Here is an 18,380-nt window from a genome sequence, read left to right on the forward strand (position 1 = left end):
CACTGAATTGAATAGGGTACTGGATTAGAGAAAATGGCAGGGGCGGCTGGATTCGAACCAACGCATGGCAGGATCAAAACCTGCTGCCTTACCGCTTGGCGACGCCCCTGTATCGGATGCAGCTGATGCTGCTCTGACCATTCCAACTTAATGACAACTGGCTTGTTGCCGTGGAATGCGCGCACTTTAACAACAAAGCGCATGCCTGTGAAGCCCCCGGTTGAAAAAAAATGCTTTAAAACAGCAAGTTAGTGCTTTTACCGATTCCAATGCACATTCAGGCTACCATCCGTCGCTTTTTTTACTGCCCTGCTTCAACACATTCGTTTTGCCTCCTTCCAATCCATTAAGCGAACTGCATTGACCAAGGAGGCCCTCATGCCTGTTTCACACGATCTCTATCAAGACCTGCACTACCCACGAGAAATCGTCCAGCAAAGGCGCCAGGCCGACAAAGACCTGGACCGCTTGCTCGACGAGTATGTGGACATCGATAACCAAGTATTGGCAGCCGAAGCGATCTCCGCTGGCAATTTCGTCGATGAAGATCTACGTCGGTTGAAGGAGCGCCGCCTGGCCTTGAAATACATGATCGAGCGCCAGCTAGAGCGCAAGGCCTGAGCGACTTCTGCGGTAGCGCCAGCGCCGGCCCACGGCGCTGGCCTGTGTTTGCTGCGCCGATTGATCTCCCCCGTCGATCACTGCACGCCATTTTATCTATTGGTCAAAAATGCTGCCCTGGGGCAAGCTGCACGCTGCCCGGTCTTTGCCCAAGGAGCTTCGCTTTTGTCTGCCTGGATCCCTTCCCCGCTGCGCCAGCTCGGCCAGCGTTTGCGCGGTGCGTCGTCCAACCCCGGTGAACTGCTCAGCTGGTTCGAGCAGAAGGCGCGCAGCCGTGGCTACCAGCTCAGTGACGGTCAGCGCATGGTTATCGACAGCATGGCCAGGCAGCTTGCGCAGCTGCAAAACGGCAAGCCGCGCAGCCTTTATCTGTACGGCGCGGTGGGCCGCGGCAAGAGCTGGCTGCTCGATGGTTTTTTCGAGGCAGTGCCGGTGACAAACAAGCGTCGTCTGCATTTCCACGACTTCTTCGCTCGCCTGCACCAAGGCATGCACCAGCACCGCCAACTGGGCGATGCGCTGGGCGCAACCTTGGACCAATTGCTGGGCGACTGCCAGGTGCTGTGCTTCGACGAATTCCATGTGCATGACATCGGCGATGCAATGCTGCTGACCCGGCTGTTCAACGCGCTGTTCGCCCGCGGCATTTTCGTCTTGTTAACGTCCAACTACGCCCCTGAAGGTCTGCTACCCAATCCGCTGTACCACGAGCGGTTCCTGCCGGTGATCCGCCTGATCAACAGTTCGATGCAAGTGCTTGAGGTCGGTGGCGACATCGATTTGCGCAGCCTGCCGGCCAACCGCGAACAGCAACGTTTCACCCAAGGGCATTTTGTGTGGCCGGGCGATGGGATGCAGCGCAAAGCGTTGAACCTACCAGAGGCTCAACCATTGCTGCTGGAAGTGAATAAGCGCCCTTTGCGCGCTCTGGCCGTCGAGGGCCGCAGGGTGATGCTGGCTTTTGATGATGTATGCGAAAAAGCCACGGCGGTCATCGATTATCTGGTAATGGCCGCGCAGTACGATGAGTGGATCATCGATGGGCTGGATGACCTGGCGCAATGCTCACTGGCGGCGCAGCAGCGCTTCGTCAACCTGGTGGATGTGCTGTATGACCAAGATCGGCAGCTTACGGTCATTGGTAAGCGGCCCCTGACGCAGAGCCTGGAGGGTCCATTAGCCGATCTCATGCGCACGCGCAGCCGGTTGGGGCAGTTGAAACAGCTGGGCCCTGCGTGATTGTCGGCGACCCTAGCGGATAACTGGGTAACTGTCTGTTCTACCAGCAGACACCACTACTGCTCCTTTCCATCAGAAGACGCGCAGCGTAAGCCGACCATGGTGTTGACGAAACTCACCGCTGTGGTCATGCGGTCATTTGAATGGTAGACCTGATCAGAGCTTCAATGACGCAAATGCCGTGGTTTTCCACCGAGGCGCGCTCGATCGACCACTCGGTTTAGCTGAATTTGCTCATGGTGGTGTTAGTGGCTTTCGTTCAAGCCTTTTTCTTAACGGGTGAAGTGCCTGTAGCCATTTTGCGGCTCTAGCACAATGGCCAGGTCGATACTGACTTTGGCGACCGAGAGTGGCTGCTGACACCGAGTTACCCGCGCAGTCAGAGCATGCTGGTCACCGAACATGCATATCAGCAGGTTATCGAGATCAGGGGCTCGACATTCATCGCTCGCTATCCGCTCTAGGGCCAGCCCTGGATACTCGGCCCGCTCACCGAGCGAGCCGAGTATCCAGGGACGACGAGGCCCAGGCTTCATCCGGCCCTGGGCAGGTCTGCCAGCACGGTCTCGATCTCCATCAACACGGCCGGGTCATCGAGTGTCGAAGGAGGAACATACGCCTGCCCATCGGCGATCTTGCGCAACACCGCCCGCAGGATCTTGCCCGAGCGCGTCTTGGGCAAGCGTTTGACCAGCCGTACTCGATTGAAGCACGCCAGCGCGCCAATCTGCTCTCGTACACTGCCCACCAACTCGGCCAACAGCTGCGCCTGGGTGATGCGCTCACCATCCTTGAGTACCACCAGCGCAAGCGGCACTTGGCCCTTGATCTCATCATGCACCCCGATGACCGCGCACTCGGCCACTGCCGGGTGGCGAGCGACCAAGTCCTCCATCTCCCCCGTTGACAGCCGGTGGCCAGACACGTTGATCACGTCATCGGTGCGCCCCATGATGTAGACAAAGCCGTCCTCGTCCAGGTAACCGCCGTCACCGGTATGGTAATAACCTGGGTAGGTCTGCAGATAAGCCTGCAGGTAACGCTCGTGGTCGCCCCACAGTGTTTGGCTGCAACCAGGCGGCAGTGGCAGGGTTATGACGATGGCCCCGTGTTGATCAGCGCCAAGTGTATGCCCTTCGTCATCCAGCACCCGCACGTGGTAGCCAGGCACCGCTCGATTGCTCGAACCTGGCCGCGCTGCGCTGCCCTCGAGCCCCACGCAAGGTGCAGTCACCGGCCAGCCGGTTTCAGTCTGCCACCAATGATCATGCACCGCCTTGCCGGTGACCTGCTCCAGCCACTGGTGGGTGCTGGAGTCGAGCTTCTCACCCGCCAGGAACAGCTGGCGCAGCGAGCCCAGATCATGCTTGCGGATCAGTTCGCCCTCCGGGTCTTCTTTGCGGATTGCCCGCATGGCGGTCGGTGCGCAGAACAAGGCATTGACCTTGTACTGTTCAACCACCCGCCAGTACGCCGAAGCATCCGGCGTGCGAATCGGCTTGCCCTCGTAGAACACCGTGGTACAGCCGCTCATCAACGGCCCATAGACGATCAACGAATGCCCGACCACCCAGCCGACATCGGAAATACCCCACCACACATCACCCGCTTGCATGCCGTAGATATGACGCATCGCGTAGCAGAGCGCCACTGCGTTGCCACCGTTTTCCCGGACGATACCCTTGGGTTTGCCAGTGGTGCCTGAGGTATACATGATGTAGAGCGGATCGCCGGCATCCAGAGGTACCGGGGCCACGGATTCGGCAGTGGCCAATGCCTGCTGCCAGTCCAGATCACGTTCCGATTGCAGTTGCGCCAAGGCCTGTGGCCTCTGCAACACCAGCACCTTGCGAGGTTGATGGCGTGCCAACTGCAACGCGCGGTCCACCAGCGGTTTGTATTCCACCACCCGATCGAACTCTAGCCCGCAGGAGGCAGTGAGCAACAGCGCTGGGCGCGCATCGTCGATGCGCAGGGCCAGTTCATTGGCGGCAAAGCCACCGAATACCACCGAATGTACCGCGCCGATCCGCGCGCAGGCCAGCATGGCCATGGCCGCTTGGGGCACCATCGGCATGTAGATGATCACGCCATCGCCCTTGCCCACGCCCAACTGCTGTAACAGCCCAGCCAGGCGCGCCACTTCATCGCGCAGGTGGTTGTAGGTATAGGTCTGCTGTACGCCCGTGACGGGCGAATCGTAGATCAGCGCCAGTTGCTCGCCGCGGCCCAGTTCAATTTGCCGGTCCAGGGCCAGGTAGCAGCTGTTCAAGCGGCCGTCGGCAAACCAGCGATGGGTGCCATCTGGGTTGCCTTGCAAAATCAGCGAGGGGGCGCGGTACCAGGCCAATGATTGAGCCTGTTCGGCCCAGAAGGCGGCTGGGTCGTTAATGGACTGGGCATAGCTGTGCTGGTAGGTCATCGTGGTGGAACCCGGTACTTGTTGTTATTGAGGGGCGAACAACGAGTATGGCCCGCTCCACCGAGGCTGCCATGGGACTAAAGTCACAACCGACCTGCAAATTTGCAGACAGGCCTAAATTGCCCTGAATCAGTGCAAAGCTTCTAGAATAGCCCCCCCACCAACGCAGAGCCGACCATGGACATCGACCAGGCCCGTACGTTTCTTGAAGTGGTGCGTTGCGGCAGCCTGGTCGCCGCCGCCCAACGCCTGTGCGTATCACAGACCGCTATCACCGCCCGCGTGCAACGCCTGGAGCAGCAACTGGGCTGTCAGCTGTTCGTGCGCAGTCGAAATGGCGCTAGCTTGACCCACGATGGTGAAGCCTTCGTCAGTTACGCCAACCAGCTGGTACAGACCTGGGAAGCGGCGCGGCGCGACCTACCGCTGCCTGAAGGCCGCCAGCAAGTACTGCATATTGGCGCGCAGGTGAGCCTGGGCAACCCGATGCTGCTCGACTGGGTCGGCGCCCTGTTCCGCGAAATGCCAAGCCATGCTATCCGCAGCGAAATCAGTGACGAGGACGCTTTGCTGCGCAAGGTCGACATGGGCCTGCTGGACGCAGCCCTGGTGTACCAGCCGATCTACGGTCCAGGGCTGCAGGTTGAGCAGTTGATGGAAGAAAAGCTGATTCGCGTGCGCAGGGTCCAGCGACCTGAGCCATACATCTACATCGACTGGGGTGAAGCCTTCCGCCGCCAGCACGATGCCGCATTGCCGGACTGCGCGCGCTCGACGCTGAGCTTCAACCTCGGGCCTCTGGCTTTGCAGTTCATCCTCGACCACGGGGGTAGCGGGTATTTCCGTACGCGTGTAGTACAGGCCTATTTGGATAAAGGCGTATTCGAGCGTGTGCCGCAAGCGCCGGAATTCACTTACCCAACCTACCTGGTCTACCCGCGCAAGCGCGACAGCGAAGCGCTGCAACAGGCCATCGCGGTGCTGCGCGGGCTGATAGCGGCTGACTCCAGCGACTGGTCACAACGCTGGGACCCGCTGGTGTGAACCGCTGCCAGCGGCGCTTAGCAACTGGCGGGCAAGGCCGGCGACCAGATCGGTCTGGGTGACGACCCCTACCAACCGGCCATCATCGAGCACCGGCAGGCAGTGCAGGCCTTGCTCGCACAACAGCGGTAGCAGGCGCTCCAGCGGGTGCTGGGGGCTGACACTGACCACATGCCGACTCATCACCTGCTCCAGGCGCACCGCTTTGCGGCCGAACAGGCCGCGCCAACTGAGCTGGCCGCGCTGCATGGCCGGGCCGATAAGGTCGCTGAGGCTGACGATACCCACCAGCTCGCCCTGGTCGAGTACCGGCAGAGTGTTCAGATGGTGGCTACACAGCAGCTTCCAGGCCTGTTCCAGAGTGGTCTGCGGCGAAGCGAACTGCACATCGCGCGACATTACGGCACTGGCAGTGATACCGCCTAGAGTGCGCTGCAGGGCGCAGTGCTCGGTGGCGATGATGATGCGCTGTAGCTCATCGCGAGTGACGTCGACGAACTCCCCTAGCTCCATCAGCGCCTGATCCAGGTCAGCGCTGCTGACGCCAACGCGCTCGCGCGGCAGCGGGTCGTGGGTATGGTGCAGATCGATGCGCGGCAATGCTGCTTTGGGGTAGCGCACCCCGGTCAGGCGGTTGTAGATCACCGCGACGCACACCAGCATCAGTGCATTGAGCAAGACCGGCTCTAGCAGGTGGTCACCCATGGCCGTCAAGCCCGGATCGGCCAGCACCGCGCTTACCGCCACCGCACCACCCGGCGGGTGCAGGCAGCGCAATAAGCACATCACGAGCATCGAAATGCCCAGCGCCGTGGCGGCCACCCACAGCTCCCCGCCCCAGCCCTGACGCATGGCAAGGCCGACAGCCCCAGCCAGGGCATAACTGCCAAGCACCGGCCAGGGTTGGGCCAGCGGCCCGGAATGCACGGCAAACACCAGCACCGCAGAGGCCGCCAACGGGCCCAGTAGGTGCAGGGCAATGCCTGGCCCGTAGGCCAGGCTGGTCAACCCGCCAGCAACGAACAAGCCAAGCAATGCGCCGACACCGGCGCGCAAGGCTTGCTTAGGTGAGATGTTCAGGGGCGCAGGCAGCAGCCGCTGCAGAAGACTGTCGTATCGCATGGCAGGCATTCGAAGGCTCAAAATCTTTGAGTGTTGCAGTGAAAAGAAAGCCCAGTCGAGGGCAACTGGGCTGGCAGCGCCTAGGCAGCTGCGTAAGGGCTCCGTCCGTGGAGAGATGGAAACCGCAGGTTTCGTCAGGTGATTGTGCCGCGCGGCACACCGTTGAGCTAATTCAAAAAAATGCGGGGTAACTGCAATTTTTCTGAATCTTCACCGCAGACACTTCAATAATTACGCGGCAGTTCGATCTGTATGCGCAGGCCACCCAATGGGCTTTGCAACAGCTCCAGCCGGCCATTCCAGGCATCGACAATGTCGCGCACTATGCCCAGCCCCAAGCCATGCCCATCGACCTGCTCATCCAACCGCGATCCCCGCTCCAATACCTGCAGGCGCTGGCCCTCAGGGATGCCAGGGCCATCATCATCGACCCACAGTTGATACCCAGCAGGCGTTGCAGCAATTTCCAGACGCACTTCGCTGTCGGCCCACTTGCAGGCGTTGTCGAGTAAGTTGCCCAGCAGCTCGAGAACGTCTTCGCGGTCCCATGGCAATTGCAGAGCTGGGGGAACCTCGCGGTGTAACTGCAAGACCTCGCCATGAATCATGCACAAGGTCGCGAACAGGCCGGGTAACTCGGCATCGCAGTCAAACTGAGACCCTGGTAATGCATCCCCTGCCAAGCGCGCACGGTTGAGCTCGCGGGCCAGCCGCTGCTGGATCTGCTGCAACTGTTCACGCAATTGCGCTTGCACCTGCGGCAGGTCCTTCAGGCGTTCGCTGGAGGCGAGGCTGAGCAGCACTGCCAAGGGGGTCTTCAGGGCATGCCCCAGGTTGCCCAAAGCATTGCGCGAGCGGCGTAGGCTGTTTTCGGTGTGACTGAGCAAGTGGTTGATCTGGCCGACCAGGGGCGCCAGTTCGCTGGGCACCTGAGCGTCGAGCTGAGACCGCTGGCCCTGCTGCAACTGGGCAATCTGCTGGCGCGCTCGCTCCAGTGGGCGCAGCGAATGGGTCACGGTGATGCGCTGCAACACCAGTACGATGAGCAGCGCGATCAGGCCCATGCCCAGGCCGATTTGCTGCAAACGGCGAAAGCCTTGGCGCACGGGTGAATAGTCTTGCGCGACGCTGATCGAAATATCCTGGCCCAGGCGCCGGTAATCCGCGCGCAGGGCCAGCAATTGCTGGCCTTCCGGCCCTAGCTCGTGGGTATCGGAAAGCCCCGGCTCAGCGGGTTTGGGCATATCCAGGTCCCATAAAGAACGCGAGCGCCAAGTGCCCTTGTCAAAATCGATACGGAAGTAGTAGCCGGAAAAAGGCCGTTGATAGGCCGCTGAGATACGCCGCTCATCCAACTGCAGGCCCGTGGGCCCACGCACCAGCGCCACCAGCAGGTTTTCGCTTTCCTTGCGCAGGCCGTTTTCCAGGTAACGCTGCAAACCTGCCTCGAACAACCAAAGCGTCAGTTGCGCGAGCACCAGGCCAACAATCACCAGTACGGCAATAAGCCCCAGGCTAAGACGTGCCTGGATGGACTTCACTCGCCGCTCCCGGCATAGATATAACCCTGGCCGCGGCGAGTCTCGATGACGCTTCGTCCCAGCTTGCGCCGCAGGTGATTGACATGCACCTCCAGCACATTGGAATCGCGCTCCGTCTCGCCATCATAAAGATGCTCGGCAAGATGGCTTTTGGACAGGATTTGCTGCGGGTGCAGCATGAAGTAGCGCAATAGGCGAAATTCGGCAGCCGTGAGCTGAATATCGACCCCGTCGCGGCTCACGCACTGGCGGCCCTCATCCAGATGCAGACCTGCCGCTTCCAGGGTTGGCCGGTTGGCCAGGCCGCGGGCGCGACGCAGCAGCGCCTGAATGCGCAGTTGCAGCTCTTCGGGATGAAAGGGCTTGCTCAGATAGTCATCGGCCCCAGCCTTGAGGCCTTCGATCCGTTCAGCCCACGATCCGCGCGCCGTGAGAATCAGCACCGGTGTTGCCAACCCGCCGGCACGCCATTGTTCCAGTACGTCCAGACCCGGCAAACCAGGCAAGCCCAGATCCAGAATGATCAAGTCATAGGGTTCGCTCTGGCCTTGATACACCGCATCCCGCCCATCGGCCAACCAGTCCACGGCATAGCCTTGGCGCTGCAAGCTGGTAGTCAGCTCGTCGGCCAGGGGTACATTGTCTTCGACAAGCAGCAGGCGCATGTCAGTCGTCTTCCTCGTCTTTGAGCAGAGCACCAGTGCTGGCGTCCAGCTTGATTTCGCGCACCACGCCTTCCTGGGTGAGCAATTCGACCTCATATTCGTAGCGGCCGTGCTCCTCTTCCAGTTCGGCCTCCAGCAGACGTGCCCCGGGGTAACGCCCCAGGGCGGTCGTAAGCAACTGCTCAAGTGGCAGAATGACGCCCTTCTGACGCAGTTTCAGGGCCTGGTCCTGGTCCAGATCGTGGGCAACGGCCAGCGAGCAAACGGCCAGCAACGAAAACAGCACGTATCGCGCCGGCCGAGTGATGCAGGCCATTAGCTGTCTCGCTGATCCTTCAGCACCTCACCGGTTTTGGCGTCCAGGTCAACGTCCCACTCCACGTTCTGCGCATCGCGCAGTTCGACCTTGTAGATGTAGCGGCCATATTCGTTTTCCAGCTCCGAATCGGTGACGGTGGCACCTGGATGCTTGGCCACGGCAGCAGCCTTGAGTTCGTCCAGCGACTTGATGGTCTTGGCGTTGACCAGTTTCACCACTTCGTCAGGCTGCACGTCCTGAGCAAAAGCGGCGTTGGCACCCAGTGCAAGGGCGGCGGCAGTGAACAAGGCAGTCAAAGTTTTCATGATGGCTCTCCTGAGCGAGGTTCAAGTTGTCTACGGGGTTAAGATTAACCAGCGGTCCTTAATTCAACCTGAAAACAGCTGGCGCCATGATAGCGCAGCTACGGCTGCATCAAGGCCCTATAATGACCGGCTCGCTAGCTGTGGAGTTCGACATGAGCGCCATTCACATCAAATACCCAGCCCTGACTTTCAAGGCTGGCCAGCGCGCCTTGCGGCAGATTCGCGAGCGCGGTTTGCAGCCTGGCGATGTCGGGGTATTGCCTGGCGCGGCGGGTGGCCCCAAGCCGTTAGGCATTCAGGGGCTGGACCTGGCCCTGTTCGGCGAGTGGCTACCTTCGGCGCCGCGCCAACGCGCTCTGATCGGCGCCTCGATCGGCTCCTGGCGCTTCGCCAGCGCCTGCCTCGACGACCCCGTGGCCGGCATCCGCCGTTTGGGCGAGCTGTACACCGAACAGGACTTTGCCAAGGGCGTGACCCCGGCGCAGATCAGCCGCAGTTGCCAGCGCATGCTCGATGACTTGCTGCAAGGCCGCGACGGGCAGATCCTCGCCAACCCGCTGTACCGCTTGAACATCCTGGTGGTCAAGAGCCATGGCCAACTCGCCCACGACCACCGCGCCCGCCTAGGCATGGGCCTGGGCTCGGTAATTGCCAGCAACCTACTGGGCCGTGCGCGGCTGGCCCGACACTTCGAACGCGTGATCCTGCACGATGCTCGCAGCGCCCCGCCGCTCGACGCCCTCACCGATTTCCCCTCGCGCTGCCTGCCACTGGACCTTGCCAACCTGCGCCACGCACTACTGGCCTCAGGTTCCATCCCGATGGTGATGGAAGGTGTGCGTGATATCCCCGGTGCAGGGGCTGGCACATACCGCGACGGTGGCTTGCTCGATTATCACCTCGACTTGCCCTACCGCGGTGACGACCTGGTGCTGTATCCGCACTTCACCGACAAAGTGGTGCCTGGCTGGTTCGACAAGGCGCTGCCTTGGCGCAAGGGCGACGCCACACGTTTGCAGAACGTACTGTTGCTGACCCCATCGCCGCAGTATTTGGCTGCCTTGCCTTTCGGCAAGCTGCCCGACCGTAATGACTTCAAGCGCTTCATGGGCGATGCGCCGAGCCGCAAGCGCTACTGGTACAAGGCCATCGCCGAAAGCCAGCGGCTGGGCGACGAATTGCTGGAATTGATCGCCACCGGGCGGTTGCCCGAACGCCTGCAAGCCTTGTAGCGGCCATGCTGGTAGACTGCGCGCATTATTGATTCACACAGAGTTATGACAGCGTGGAAATCTTCAAGGAATTTACGTTCGAATCGGCCCACCGCCTGCCCCACGTTCCAGCAGGGCACAAGTGCGGCCGCCTGCACGGCCACTCGTTCAAGGTCGGCCTGCACCTGACCGGCCCGCTCGACCCGCATACCGGGTGGATCCGTGACTTTGCCGAGGTGAAGGCGATCTTCAAGCCGATCTACGACCAGCTTGACCATAACTACCTGAACGATATTCCGGGCCTTGAGAACCCCACCAGCGAAGTGATCGCCAAGTGGATCTGGGACCAGGTCAAACCCCTGATGCCAGAGCTCTCAAAGGTGCGCATCCACGAAACCTGCACCAGTGGCTGCGAGTACACCGGCGACTGATACGCTGCTGCGGGCAGGGGCTCAGCCCTGCCCGTCGCCCACCCCGTCGCGCAGGAACCTCGGCGCAATGTAGCGCTGGTAATGGGCCTCGGAGAGCAGGAAGAATTCGCGGTCGATGGCATCGCGCAGTTGTGGCAGCTCCCAGTCGCGGAACTCCGGCAGCAGCGCCATGCCGTAAGCCTCCAGGTCGCGAATCATCCGTGCCCCGCGCGCGATCAACTGATACGCCCAGCAGTACTCCGACTGCTGCTCGACGAAGCGGATCGAACGCTGCTGCAATTGCTGGCGCAGCAGGCCCTTGTCGAACACCTCCAGCTTGGCCATCATCACCTGCACCAACAGTTGCTCCAGGCGCAGCCAGACAGCGCGCTTTTGCGTGTCGTCGTAGCCGTTCCAGTGGATCACTTCATGGTGAAACCGCTTGCAGCCACGGCATACCGTGTCCCCGTACACGGTGGAACAGAGGCCGACGCAAGGGGTCTTGATGGACTGGTTGGACATTTGAAACAACGGCTTGGCGGTGGAACACCGAGGCATGTTAGCCCTTTGTCTAACCACGGTCACCCGTTAAAGTCACGTTCGCCGCCTTACCTTCTGCGACAATTTGCCGTAGAATCACCCCGCCTTTTCAAGGCAACAATGTCCGTTGGAAGCTGTTTTCAAAGCGTCACGAGCACAGTCCATCCGGTAGAACGGCGTTGGCCCGGGCCATGCACCCCTCGCATGCCCGCGCCAGCCCTCATCAGCTCCCGTTCTGCAGGCGTAAAACTTTGAAAGCAGCTTCTGTAAGGATTCTTTGCGACCCTGGTTGGGCGGCCCAAAAGGCCGTGGCAGCGCATGGGTGCATCGAATGCTGGATGAGCGTCCCGGACTCCCTTTAGGGACCACTGATGAGGGTAATAACTGTGCTTGAAGCCTACCGCAAACACATCGAAGAGCGTGCCGCCCTGGGTATCGTGCCCCAGCCGCTGAACGCCGAACAAACTGCAGGCCTGGTCGAGCTGCTGAAGAACCCGCCGGCCGGCGAAGAAGCCTTCCTCGTAGACCTGATCACCAACCGCGTTCCACCAGGGGTGGACGAAGCTGCCTACGTCAAGGCTGCATTCCTCTCTGCCGTCGCCAAGGGTGAAGCCAAGTCGCCGCTGATCGACCGCAAGCACGCCACTGAACTGCTGGGTACCATGCAGGGCGGCTACAACATCGAAACGCTGGTCGCGCTGCTGGACGACGCCGAACTGGGCGCCGTCGCGGCCGAACAGCTCAAGCACACCCTGCTGATGTTCGACGCCTTCCACGATGTGGCCGAAAAGGCCAAGGCCGGCAACACTCACGCCAAGGCCGTGCTGGAATCCTGGGCTGCCGGCGAGTGGTTCACCTCGCGCCCGGCCATCGCCGACAAATACACCCTGACCGTGTTCAAGGTACCTGGCGAAACCAATACCGACGACCTGTCCCCTGCCCCGGACGCCTGGTCGCGCCCTGACATCCCACTGCACGCTCTGGCCATGCTGAAAATGGCCCGTGACGGCATCGAGCCTTCCCAGCCAGGCTCCGTGGGCCCGCTGGCCCAGATCGAAGCCGTGAAAGCCAAAGGCTTCCCGGTTGCCTATGTGGGTGACGTGGTCGGTACCGGCTCTTCGCGTAAGTCCGCCACCAACTCGGTGCTGTGGTTCTTCGGCGACGACATCCCGTACGTGCCGAACAAGCGCGCCGGTGGCTTCTGCTTCGGCACCAAGATCGCCCCGATCTTCTACAACACCATGGAAGACGCAGGCGCCCTGCCGATCGAGTTCGACTGCACCAACCTGGCCATGGGCGACGTCATCGACGTTTACCCTTACAAAGGCGAAGTGCGCCGCCACGGCAGCGATGAGCTGGTCACCGAGTTCACGCTCAAAACCGAAGTGCTGCTGGATGAAGTCCGCGCTGGTGGCCGTATTCCGCTGATCGTCGGCCGTGGCCTCACCGAGAAAGCCCGTGCAGAACTGGGCCAAGGCCCGTCGGACCTGTTCAAGAAGCCAGAACAGCCTGCCGATACCGGCAAGGGCTTCACCCTGGCACAGAAGATGGTCGGTCGTGCCTGCGGCCTGCCAGAAGGCCAGGGCGTGCGACCAGGTGCCTATTGCGAACCGAAGATGACCACTGTCGGCTCCCAGGACACCACTGGCCCGATGACCCGCGACGAGCTCAAAGACCTGGCGTGCCTGGGCTTCTCCGCTGACCTGGTGATGCAGTCGTTCTGCCACACCGCGGCGTATCCGAAGCCGATCGACGTCACCACCCACCACACCCTGCCAGACTTCATCCGCACCCGTGGCGGCGTGTCGCTGCGCCCAGGTGACGGCATCATTCACAGCTGGCTGAACCGCATGCTGATGCCTGACACCGTGGGTACCGGTGGCGACTCGCACACCCGCTTCCCGATCGGCATCTCGTTCCCGGCAGGTTCCGGCCTGGTGGCGTTCGCCGCCGCCACCGGGGTCATGCCACTGGACATGCCAGAGTCGATCCTGGTGCGCTTCAAGGGCAAACTGCAGCCAGGCATCACCCTGCGTGACCTGGTTCACGCCATCCCTTACTACGCCATCCAGCAGGGCCTGCTGACCGTCGAGAAGAAAGGCAAGAAAAACGCCTTCTCCGGCCGCATCCTGGAAATCGAAGGCCTGGACGAACTGACCGTCGAACAAGCCTTCGAGCTGTCCGACGCTTCGGCTGAGCGCTCCGCTGCCGGCTGCACCATCAAACTGCCAGAGAAGGCCATCGCCGAGTACCTGCAGTCGAACATCACCCTGCTGCGCTGGATGATCGGCGAAGGCTACGGCGATGCCCGCACCCTTGAGCGTCGCGCTCAGGCCATGGAAGCCTGGCTGGCCAAGCCAGAGCTGCTGTCGGCAGATGCCGATGCCGAATACGCCGAGATCATCGAAATCGACCTGGCCGACGTCAAGGAGCCTGTGCTCTGCGCGCCGAACGACCCGGACGATGCCCGTCTGCTGTCTTCGGTACAGGGCGAGAAGATCGACGAAGTGTTCATCGGCTCGTGCATGACCAACATCGGCCACTTCCGCGCTGCCGGCAAGCTGCTGGAGAAGGTCAAGGGCGGTATCCCCACTCGTCTGTGGCTGGCCCCGCCAACCAAGATGGACGCTCACCAGCTGACCGAAGAAGGCTACTACGGTATCTACGGCAAGGCCGGTGCGCGCATGGAAATGCCAGGCTGCTCGCTGTGCATGGGTAACCAGGCACGTGTGCAGACCGGTTCGACCGTGGTATCCACCTCGACCCGTAACTTCCCGAACCGTCTGGGTGACGCTACCAACGTGTACCTGGCCTCGGCCGAGCTGGCGGCGGTCGCCTCGATCATCGGCAAACTGCCTACCGTCGAAGAGTACATGCAGTACGCCAAAGACATCGACAGCATGGCTGCCGACGTGTACCGCTACCTGAGCTTCGACCAGATCGCCGAGTTCCGCGAAGCAGCAGCCAACGCCAAGATCCCGGTGGTCCAGGCATAAGCTGAGCAATACGCTGTAAAAGAAAACCCCGGCGCAATGCCGGGGTTTTTTCGTTTAGCCTGCCCGTTTCGCGGGTCACCCGCGTAAGCACCAGCATTGCTGACGCTTGGCAAGGGCAGGTCGCGGCTTACCCGCGATCCCTTAGAAGCTATCGCCAGGCACGCGAACCCAGCCCTCCATCAACACCCGAGCACTGCGGCTCATGATCGCCTTGGTCACCGTCCACTGGCCATCTACCTGGCGCGCTTGGGCCCCCACCCGCAAGGTGCCGGACGGGTGGCCGAAACGCACGGCGCTGCGCTCGCCGCCGCCTGCAGCGAGGTTGACCAGCGTACCTGGAATGGCGGCGGCAGTACCGATGGCAACCGCTGCGGTGCCCATCATCGCGTGGTGCAGCTTACCCATGGACAACGCCCGCACTAGCAAGTCGATGTCACCGGCCTCAACCGCCTTGCCACTGGAGGCTATGTAGGCGGCAGGGGGCGCGACGAAGGCCACCTTCGGGGTGTGCTGCCGCCCCGCTGCCTGGTCAATGTGCTCGATCAGGCCCATGCGCACTGCGCCATAAGCGCGGATGGTCTCGAAACGCTGCAGCGCTTGAGGGTCGCCGTTGATCGCATCCTGCAATTCCGTACCGGTGTAACCGATGTCGGCGGCATTGACGAACACGGTTGGGATACCGGCATTGATCAGGGTTGCCTTGAAGGTACCGACGCCGGGCACCTCCAGATCGTCCACAAGGTTGCCGGTAGGAAACATCGCACCAGCGTCACCCTCCTCGTCGGCGGCCGGGTCAAGAAACTCGAGCTGCACTTCGGCCGCCGGAAAGGTCACCCCGTCGAGCTCGAAATCACCGGTTTCCTGCACTTGGCCTTCGGTGATCGGCACATGGGCGATGATGGTCTTGCCGATGTTGGCCTGCCAGATACGCACAGTGGCCAGACCATTGCGCGGAACACACGCAGGGTCGACCAGCCCATTGCTGATGGCGAACGAGCCCACCGCCGCCGAGAGGTTGCCACAGTTGCCGCTCCAGTCGACAAAGGCCTTGTCGATAGCGACCTGGCCGAACAGATAGTCGACGTCATGGCCAGGCTTGATGCTCTTGGACAGGATCACCGTCTTGCTGGTACTGGAGGTGGCGCCGCCCATGCCATCGATCTGCTTGGCATAAGGGTCGGGGCTGCCGATCACCCGCAACAGCAGCGCGTCGCGGGCCGGGCCTGGGACCTGAGCCACCTCAGGAAGGTCTTGCAGACGGAAGAATACGCCCTTGCTGGTACCGCCACGAATGTAAGTAGCAGGAATCTTCACTTGCGCTGGATGTGCCATATTCATGTCCTGTTCAAGCGGTCGCTTCGAGGAAGTCCTGGGCAAAGCGCTGAAGCACCCCGCCGGCTTCGTAGATCGACACTTCCTCAGCGGTGTCCAGGCGGCAGGTCACCGGCACCTCGACCCGCTCACCATCACGCCGCGTCACCACCAGGGTCAGCGTCGCCCGCGGCGTGCGCTGGCCGAGCACGTCGTAGGTTTCACTACCATCTAATCCAAGGGTCTTACGGTCGGTGCCCGGTTGGAATTCCAGCGGCAATACGCCCATGCCCACCAGGTTGGTACGGTGAATGCGTTCGAAGCCCTCGGCGACGATGGCTTCGACACCGGCCAGGCGCACGCCCTTGGCCGCCCAGTCACGGGACGAACCTTGGCCATAATCGCCGCCGGCGACGATGATCAACGGCTGCTTGCGCTGCATGTAGGTTTCGATGGCCTCCCACATACGCGTCACCTTGCCTTCCGGCTCGATGCGCGCCAGTGAACCTTGCCTGACGCTGCCGTCGTCGTTGCGCACCATCTCATTGAACAGCTTGGGGTTGGCGAAGGTTGCCCGCTGGGCGGTCAGATGGTCGCCACGATGCGTGGCGTAGGAGTTGAAGTCTTCCTCTGGCAAGCCCATCTTCGCCAGGTATTCACCCGCGGCGCTGTCGAGCAGAATGGCGTTGGATGGCGACAGGTGATCGGTGGTGATGTTGTCCGGCAGTACCGCCAGGGGGCGCATGCCGCGCAGGGTGCGCTCACCGGCCAGCGCACCTTCCCAATAGGGCGGGCGACGGATGTAGGTGCTCATAGGGCGCCACTGGTAAAGCGGGGCCACTTTCGGCCCGCGGTCCTCCTCGATGGCGAACATCGGAATGTAGACCTTGCGAAATTGCTCGGGCTTGACCGCCGCGCGCACAACGGCGTCGATTTCTTCGTCGCTGGGCCATATATCCTTGAGGCGGATTGGCTTGCCGTCGACCACCCCCAACACATCCTTTTCGATGTCGAAGCGAATGGTGCCGGCAATCGCGTAGGCCACTACCAGAGGGGGCGAAGCCAGGAACGCCTGCTTGGCATACGGGTGGATACGCCCATCGAAGTTGCGGTTACCCGACAGCACAGCAGTGGCGTACAGGTCGCGGTCGATGATCTCCTGCTGGATCAGCGGGTCCAGCGCCCCGGACATCCCGTTGCAGGTGGTGCAGGCAAAGGCGACGATCCCAAACCCTAGCTGCTCCAGCTCGCGCTCCAACCCCGCCTCCTCCAGATACAGCTGCACGGCCTTGGAGCCCGGGGCCAGGGACGATTTGACCCAAGGCTTGCGAGTGAGCCCGAGCCTGTTGGCGTTTCGCGCCAGCAGGCCTGCGGCAATCACGTTGCGCGGGTTGCTGGTGTTGGTGCAACTGGTAATGGCGGCGATGATCACTGCGCCGTCTGGCATTTGCCCAGGCACTTGCTCCCAGGCACCCGCGATGCCTTTGGCCGCCAGGTCACTAGTAGCAACACGAGCATGGGGGTTGGACGGGCCGGCCATGTTGCGGACCACGCTCGACAGGTCGAAGCTCAACGTGCGTTCGTACTGCGCGCAGGTCAGGCTGTCAACCCATAGGCCGGCGACCTTGGCGTAGGTTTCCACCAACTGTACCTGCTGGTCATCGCGACCGGTCAGCTTGAGGTAGTCGATGGTTTGCTGATCGATGGCGAACATCGCGGCCGTAGCGCCGTACTCAGGTGCCATGTTGGAGATGGTGGCGCGGTCGCCCAAGGTCAGGGCTCGCGCACCCTCGCCATGGAATTCTAGGTAAGCACCGACGACTTTCTGTTTACGCAGGAATTCGGTCAAAGCCAGCACCAGGTCAGTGGCCGTGATGCTAGGCGCCAGCCTGCCGGTCAGCTCGACGCCAACGATTTCCGGCAGGCGCATCCACGAGGCACGGCCGAGCATGACGTTTTCCGCTTCCAGGCCGCCCACACCGATGGCGATTACCCCCAAGGCATCGACATGCGGAGTGTGGCTGTCGGTGCCGACACAGGTATCGGGGTAGGCAACGCCCCCTTCACTGTGGATCACCGGCGACATCTTCTCCAGGTTGATCTGGTGCATGATGCCGTTACCGGGCTGGATCACGTCGACGTTCTTGAAGGCTTTCTTGGTCCAGTTGATGAAATGGAAGCGGTCTTCGTTGCGCCGGTCTTCAATGGCGCGGTTCTTTTCGAACGCTTCTGGAACATACCCGCCGCACTCGACCGCCAAGGAGTGGTCGACGATCAATTGCACCGGTACTACCGGGTTGACCTTGGCCGGGTCACCGCCTCTATCGGCGATGGCATCGCGCAGGCCCGCGAGGTCGACCAAGGCAGTCTGGCCAAGGATGTCATGGCACACCACCCGGGCTGGGAACCAAGGGAAGTCCAGATCGCGCTTGCGCTCGATCAGTTGGCCCAAGGAGGCATCGAGGGTGGCCGGGTCGCAGCGACGCACCAGGTTTTCGGCAAGTACGCGGGAGGTGTAGGGCAGGCTGTCGTAAGCACCGGGCTTGATGGCCTCGACGGCAGCGCGGGCATCGAAGTAGTCCAGGGCTGTGCCTGGCAGGTTCTTGCGGTATGCAGTGTTCATCATTCGGGCTC

15 protein-coding genes and 1 tRNA gene are annotated in these 18,380 nt (G+C 61.6%); 6 read left to right on the top strand and 10 right to left on the bottom strand.

Annotated features, from left to right (window positions below; translation table 11 throughout):
- Nucleotides 1-34: 34 nt before the first annotated feature.
- Nucleotides 35-109, bottom strand: a tRNA-Gln gene (locus J5M56_RS01790).
- A 269-nt stretch (nt 110-378) separates the two neighbouring features.
- On the opposite strand from J5M56_RS01790, the gene J5M56_RS01795 reads away from it, so the two are divergent.
- Complete coding sequence (locus J5M56_RS01795; protein ID WP_060476806.1) at nt 379-621, top strand: DUF465 domain-containing protein; 243 nt, start codon at nt 379-381, stop codon at nt 619-621.
- A 165-nt stretch (nt 622-786) separates the two neighbouring features.
- Nucleotides 787-1,860, top strand: a complete 1,074-nt coding sequence (zapE, locus tag J5M56_RS01800) for a cell division protein ZapE (protein ID WP_186476819.1) — start codon at nt 787-789, stop codon at nt 1,858-1,860.
- Nucleotides 1,861-2,392: 532 nt separating this feature from the next.
- Here the strand turns inward: zapE and J5M56_RS01805 are convergent.
- Nucleotides 2,393-4,282: a propionyl-CoA synthetase gene (locus J5M56_RS01805; RefSeq protein ID WP_207869325.1), complete on the bottom strand. Its 1,890-nt coding sequence runs from the start codon at nt 4,280-4,282 to the stop codon at nt 2,393-2,395.
- A gap of 177 nt (nt 4,283-4,459) precedes the next feature.
- On the opposite strand from J5M56_RS01805, the gene J5M56_RS01810 reads away from it, so the two are divergent.
- Nucleotides 4,460-5,326, top strand: a complete 867-nt coding sequence (locus J5M56_RS01810) for a LysR family transcriptional regulator (protein WP_207869326.1) — start codon at nt 4,460-4,462, stop codon at nt 5,324-5,326.
- Here J5M56_RS01810 and J5M56_RS01815 read toward each other — a convergent pair.
- The 5 genes from J5M56_RS01815 to J5M56_RS01835 form a co-directional block, all read right to left on the bottom strand.
- Nucleotides 5,300-6,457: an HPP family protein gene (locus J5M56_RS01815; RefSeq protein ID WP_207869328.1), complete on the bottom strand. Its 1,158-nt coding sequence runs from the start codon at nt 6,455-6,457 to the stop codon at nt 5,300-5,302. The genes J5M56_RS01810 and J5M56_RS01815 overlap by 27 nt on opposite strands.
- A 215-nt stretch (nt 6,458-6,672) precedes the next feature.
- Nucleotides 6,673-7,989 carry a sensor histidine kinase gene (locus J5M56_RS01820; protein WP_207869330.1) on the bottom strand — a complete coding sequence of 439 codons (1,317 nt, stop codon included), beginning with the start codon at nt 7,987-7,989 and terminating at the stop codon, nt 6,673-6,675.
- Nucleotides 7,986-8,654 (bottom strand): response regulator transcription factor, encoded by a 669-nt coding sequence (locus J5M56_RS01825; RefSeq protein ID WP_060476799.1) that lies wholly within the window; start codon nt 8,652-8,654, stop codon nt 7,986-7,988. The genes J5M56_RS01820 and J5M56_RS01825 overlap by 4 nt, the downstream gene beginning before the upstream one ends.
- 1 nt (nt 8,655) lies before the next feature.
- Nucleotides 8,656-8,970, bottom strand: a complete 315-nt coding sequence (locus J5M56_RS01830) for a PepSY domain-containing protein (RefSeq protein ID WP_060476798.1) — start codon at nt 8,968-8,970, stop codon at nt 8,656-8,658.
- On the bottom strand, nt 8,970-9,278 hold the full coding sequence (locus tag J5M56_RS01835) for a PepSY domain-containing protein (protein ID WP_186476813.1): 309 nt from the start codon (nt 9,276-9,278) through the stop codon (nt 8,970-8,972). Before J5M56_RS01835 ends, J5M56_RS01830 begins: the two co-directional genes overlap by 1 nt.
- A 152-nt stretch (nt 9,279-9,430) precedes the next feature.
- Here J5M56_RS01835 and J5M56_RS01840 point away from each other — a divergent pair, with 152 nt between their 5' ends.
- Complete coding sequence (locus J5M56_RS01840; protein ID WP_207869333.1) at nt 9,431-10,510, top strand: patatin-like phospholipase family protein; 1,080 nt, start codon at nt 9,431-9,433, stop codon at nt 10,508-10,510.
- Nucleotides 10,511-10,563: 53 nt separating this feature from the next.
- Nucleotides 10,564-10,920 carry a 6-carboxytetrahydropterin synthase QueD gene (gene queD / locus J5M56_RS01845; RefSeq protein WP_060476796.1) on the top strand — a complete coding sequence of 119 codons (357 nt, stop codon included), beginning with the start codon at nt 10,564-10,566 and terminating at the stop codon, nt 10,918-10,920.
- A gap of 21 nt (nt 10,921-10,941) precedes the next feature.
- Here queD and J5M56_RS01850 read toward each other — a convergent pair whose 3' ends face one another.
- Entirely contained in the window at nt 10,942-11,421 is a 480-nt protein-coding gene (locus J5M56_RS01850) for a DUF1289 domain-containing protein (protein WP_186476909.1), read from the bottom strand.
- Between the two features lie 404 nt (nt 11,422-11,825).
- On the opposite strand from J5M56_RS01850, the gene acnB reads away from it, so the two are divergent.
- Nucleotides 11,826-14,435 carry a bifunctional aconitate hydratase 2/2-methylisocitrate dehydratase gene (acnB, locus tag J5M56_RS01855; protein WP_186476908.1) on the top strand — a complete coding sequence of 870 codons (2,610 nt, stop codon included), beginning with the start codon at nt 11,826-11,828 and terminating at the stop codon, nt 14,433-14,435.
- Between the two features lie 141 nt (nt 14,436-14,576).
- Here acnB and prpF read toward each other — a convergent pair whose 3' ends face one another.
- Both prpF and acnD read right to left on the bottom strand, forming a co-directional pair.
- Entirely contained in the window at nt 14,577-15,767 is a 1,191-nt protein-coding gene (gene prpF, locus J5M56_RS01860; protein ID WP_186476812.1) for a 2-methylaconitate cis-trans isomerase PrpF, read from the bottom strand.
- A 13-nt stretch (nt 15,768-15,780) separates the two neighbouring features.
- Entirely contained in the window at nt 15,781-18,369 is a 2,589-nt protein-coding gene (acnD, locus tag J5M56_RS01865) for a Fe/S-dependent 2-methylisocitrate dehydratase AcnD (protein ID WP_207869639.1), read from the bottom strand.
- Between the last annotated feature and the right edge of the window lie 11 nt (nt 18,370-18,380).

Source organism: Pseudomonas sp. 51_B (assembly GCF_017491595.1).
GTDB lineage: Bacteria > Pseudomonadota > Gammaproteobacteria > Pseudomonadales > Pseudomonadaceae > Aquipseudomonas > Aquipseudomonas promysalinigenes.

What these genes read in the sequence shown, in the direction of transcription:
- J5M56_RS01795 (WP_060476806.1), top strand. Translation starts at nt 379, where the DNA reads ATGCCTGTTTCACACGATCTCTATCAAGACCTGCACTACCCACGAGAA.
- J5M56_RS01805 (WP_207869325.1), bottom strand. Translation starts at nt 4,282, where the DNA reads ATGACCTACCAGCACAGCTATGCCCAGTCCATTAACGACCCAGCCGCC.
- J5M56_RS01810 (WP_207869326.1), top strand. Translation starts at nt 4,460, where the DNA reads ATGGACATCGACCAGGCCCGTACGTTTCTTGAAGTGGTGCGTTGCGGC.
- J5M56_RS01815 (WP_207869328.1), bottom strand. Translation starts at nt 6,457, where the DNA reads ATGCCTGCCATGCGATACGACAGTCTTCTGCAGCGGCTGCTGCCTGCG.
- J5M56_RS01825 (WP_060476799.1), bottom strand. Translation starts at nt 8,654, where the DNA reads ATGCGCCTGCTGCTTGTCGAAGACAATGTACCCCTGGCCGACGAGCTG.
- J5M56_RS01830 (WP_060476798.1), bottom strand. Translation starts at nt 8,970, where the DNA reads ATGGCCTGCATCACTCGGCCGGCGCGATACGTGCTGTTTTCGTTGCTG.
- J5M56_RS01835 (WP_186476813.1), bottom strand. Translation starts at nt 9,278, where the DNA reads ATGAAAACTTTGACTGCCTTGTTCACTGCCGCCGCCCTTGCACTGGGT.
- J5M56_RS01840 (WP_207869333.1), top strand. Translation starts at nt 9,431, where the DNA reads ATGAGCGCCATTCACATCAAATACCCAGCCCTGACTTTCAAGGCTGGC.
- J5M56_RS01850 (WP_186476909.1), bottom strand. Translation starts at nt 11,421, where the DNA reads ATGTCCAACCAGTCCATCAAGACCCCTTGCGTCGGCCTCTGTTCCACC.
- prpF (WP_186476812.1), bottom strand. Translation starts at nt 15,767, where the DNA reads ATGGCACATCCAGCGCAAGTGAAGATTCCTGCTACTTACATTCGTGGC.
- acnD (WP_207869639.1), bottom strand. Translation starts at nt 18,369, where the DNA reads ATGAACACTGCATACCGCAAGAACCTGCCAGGCACAGCCCTGGACTAC.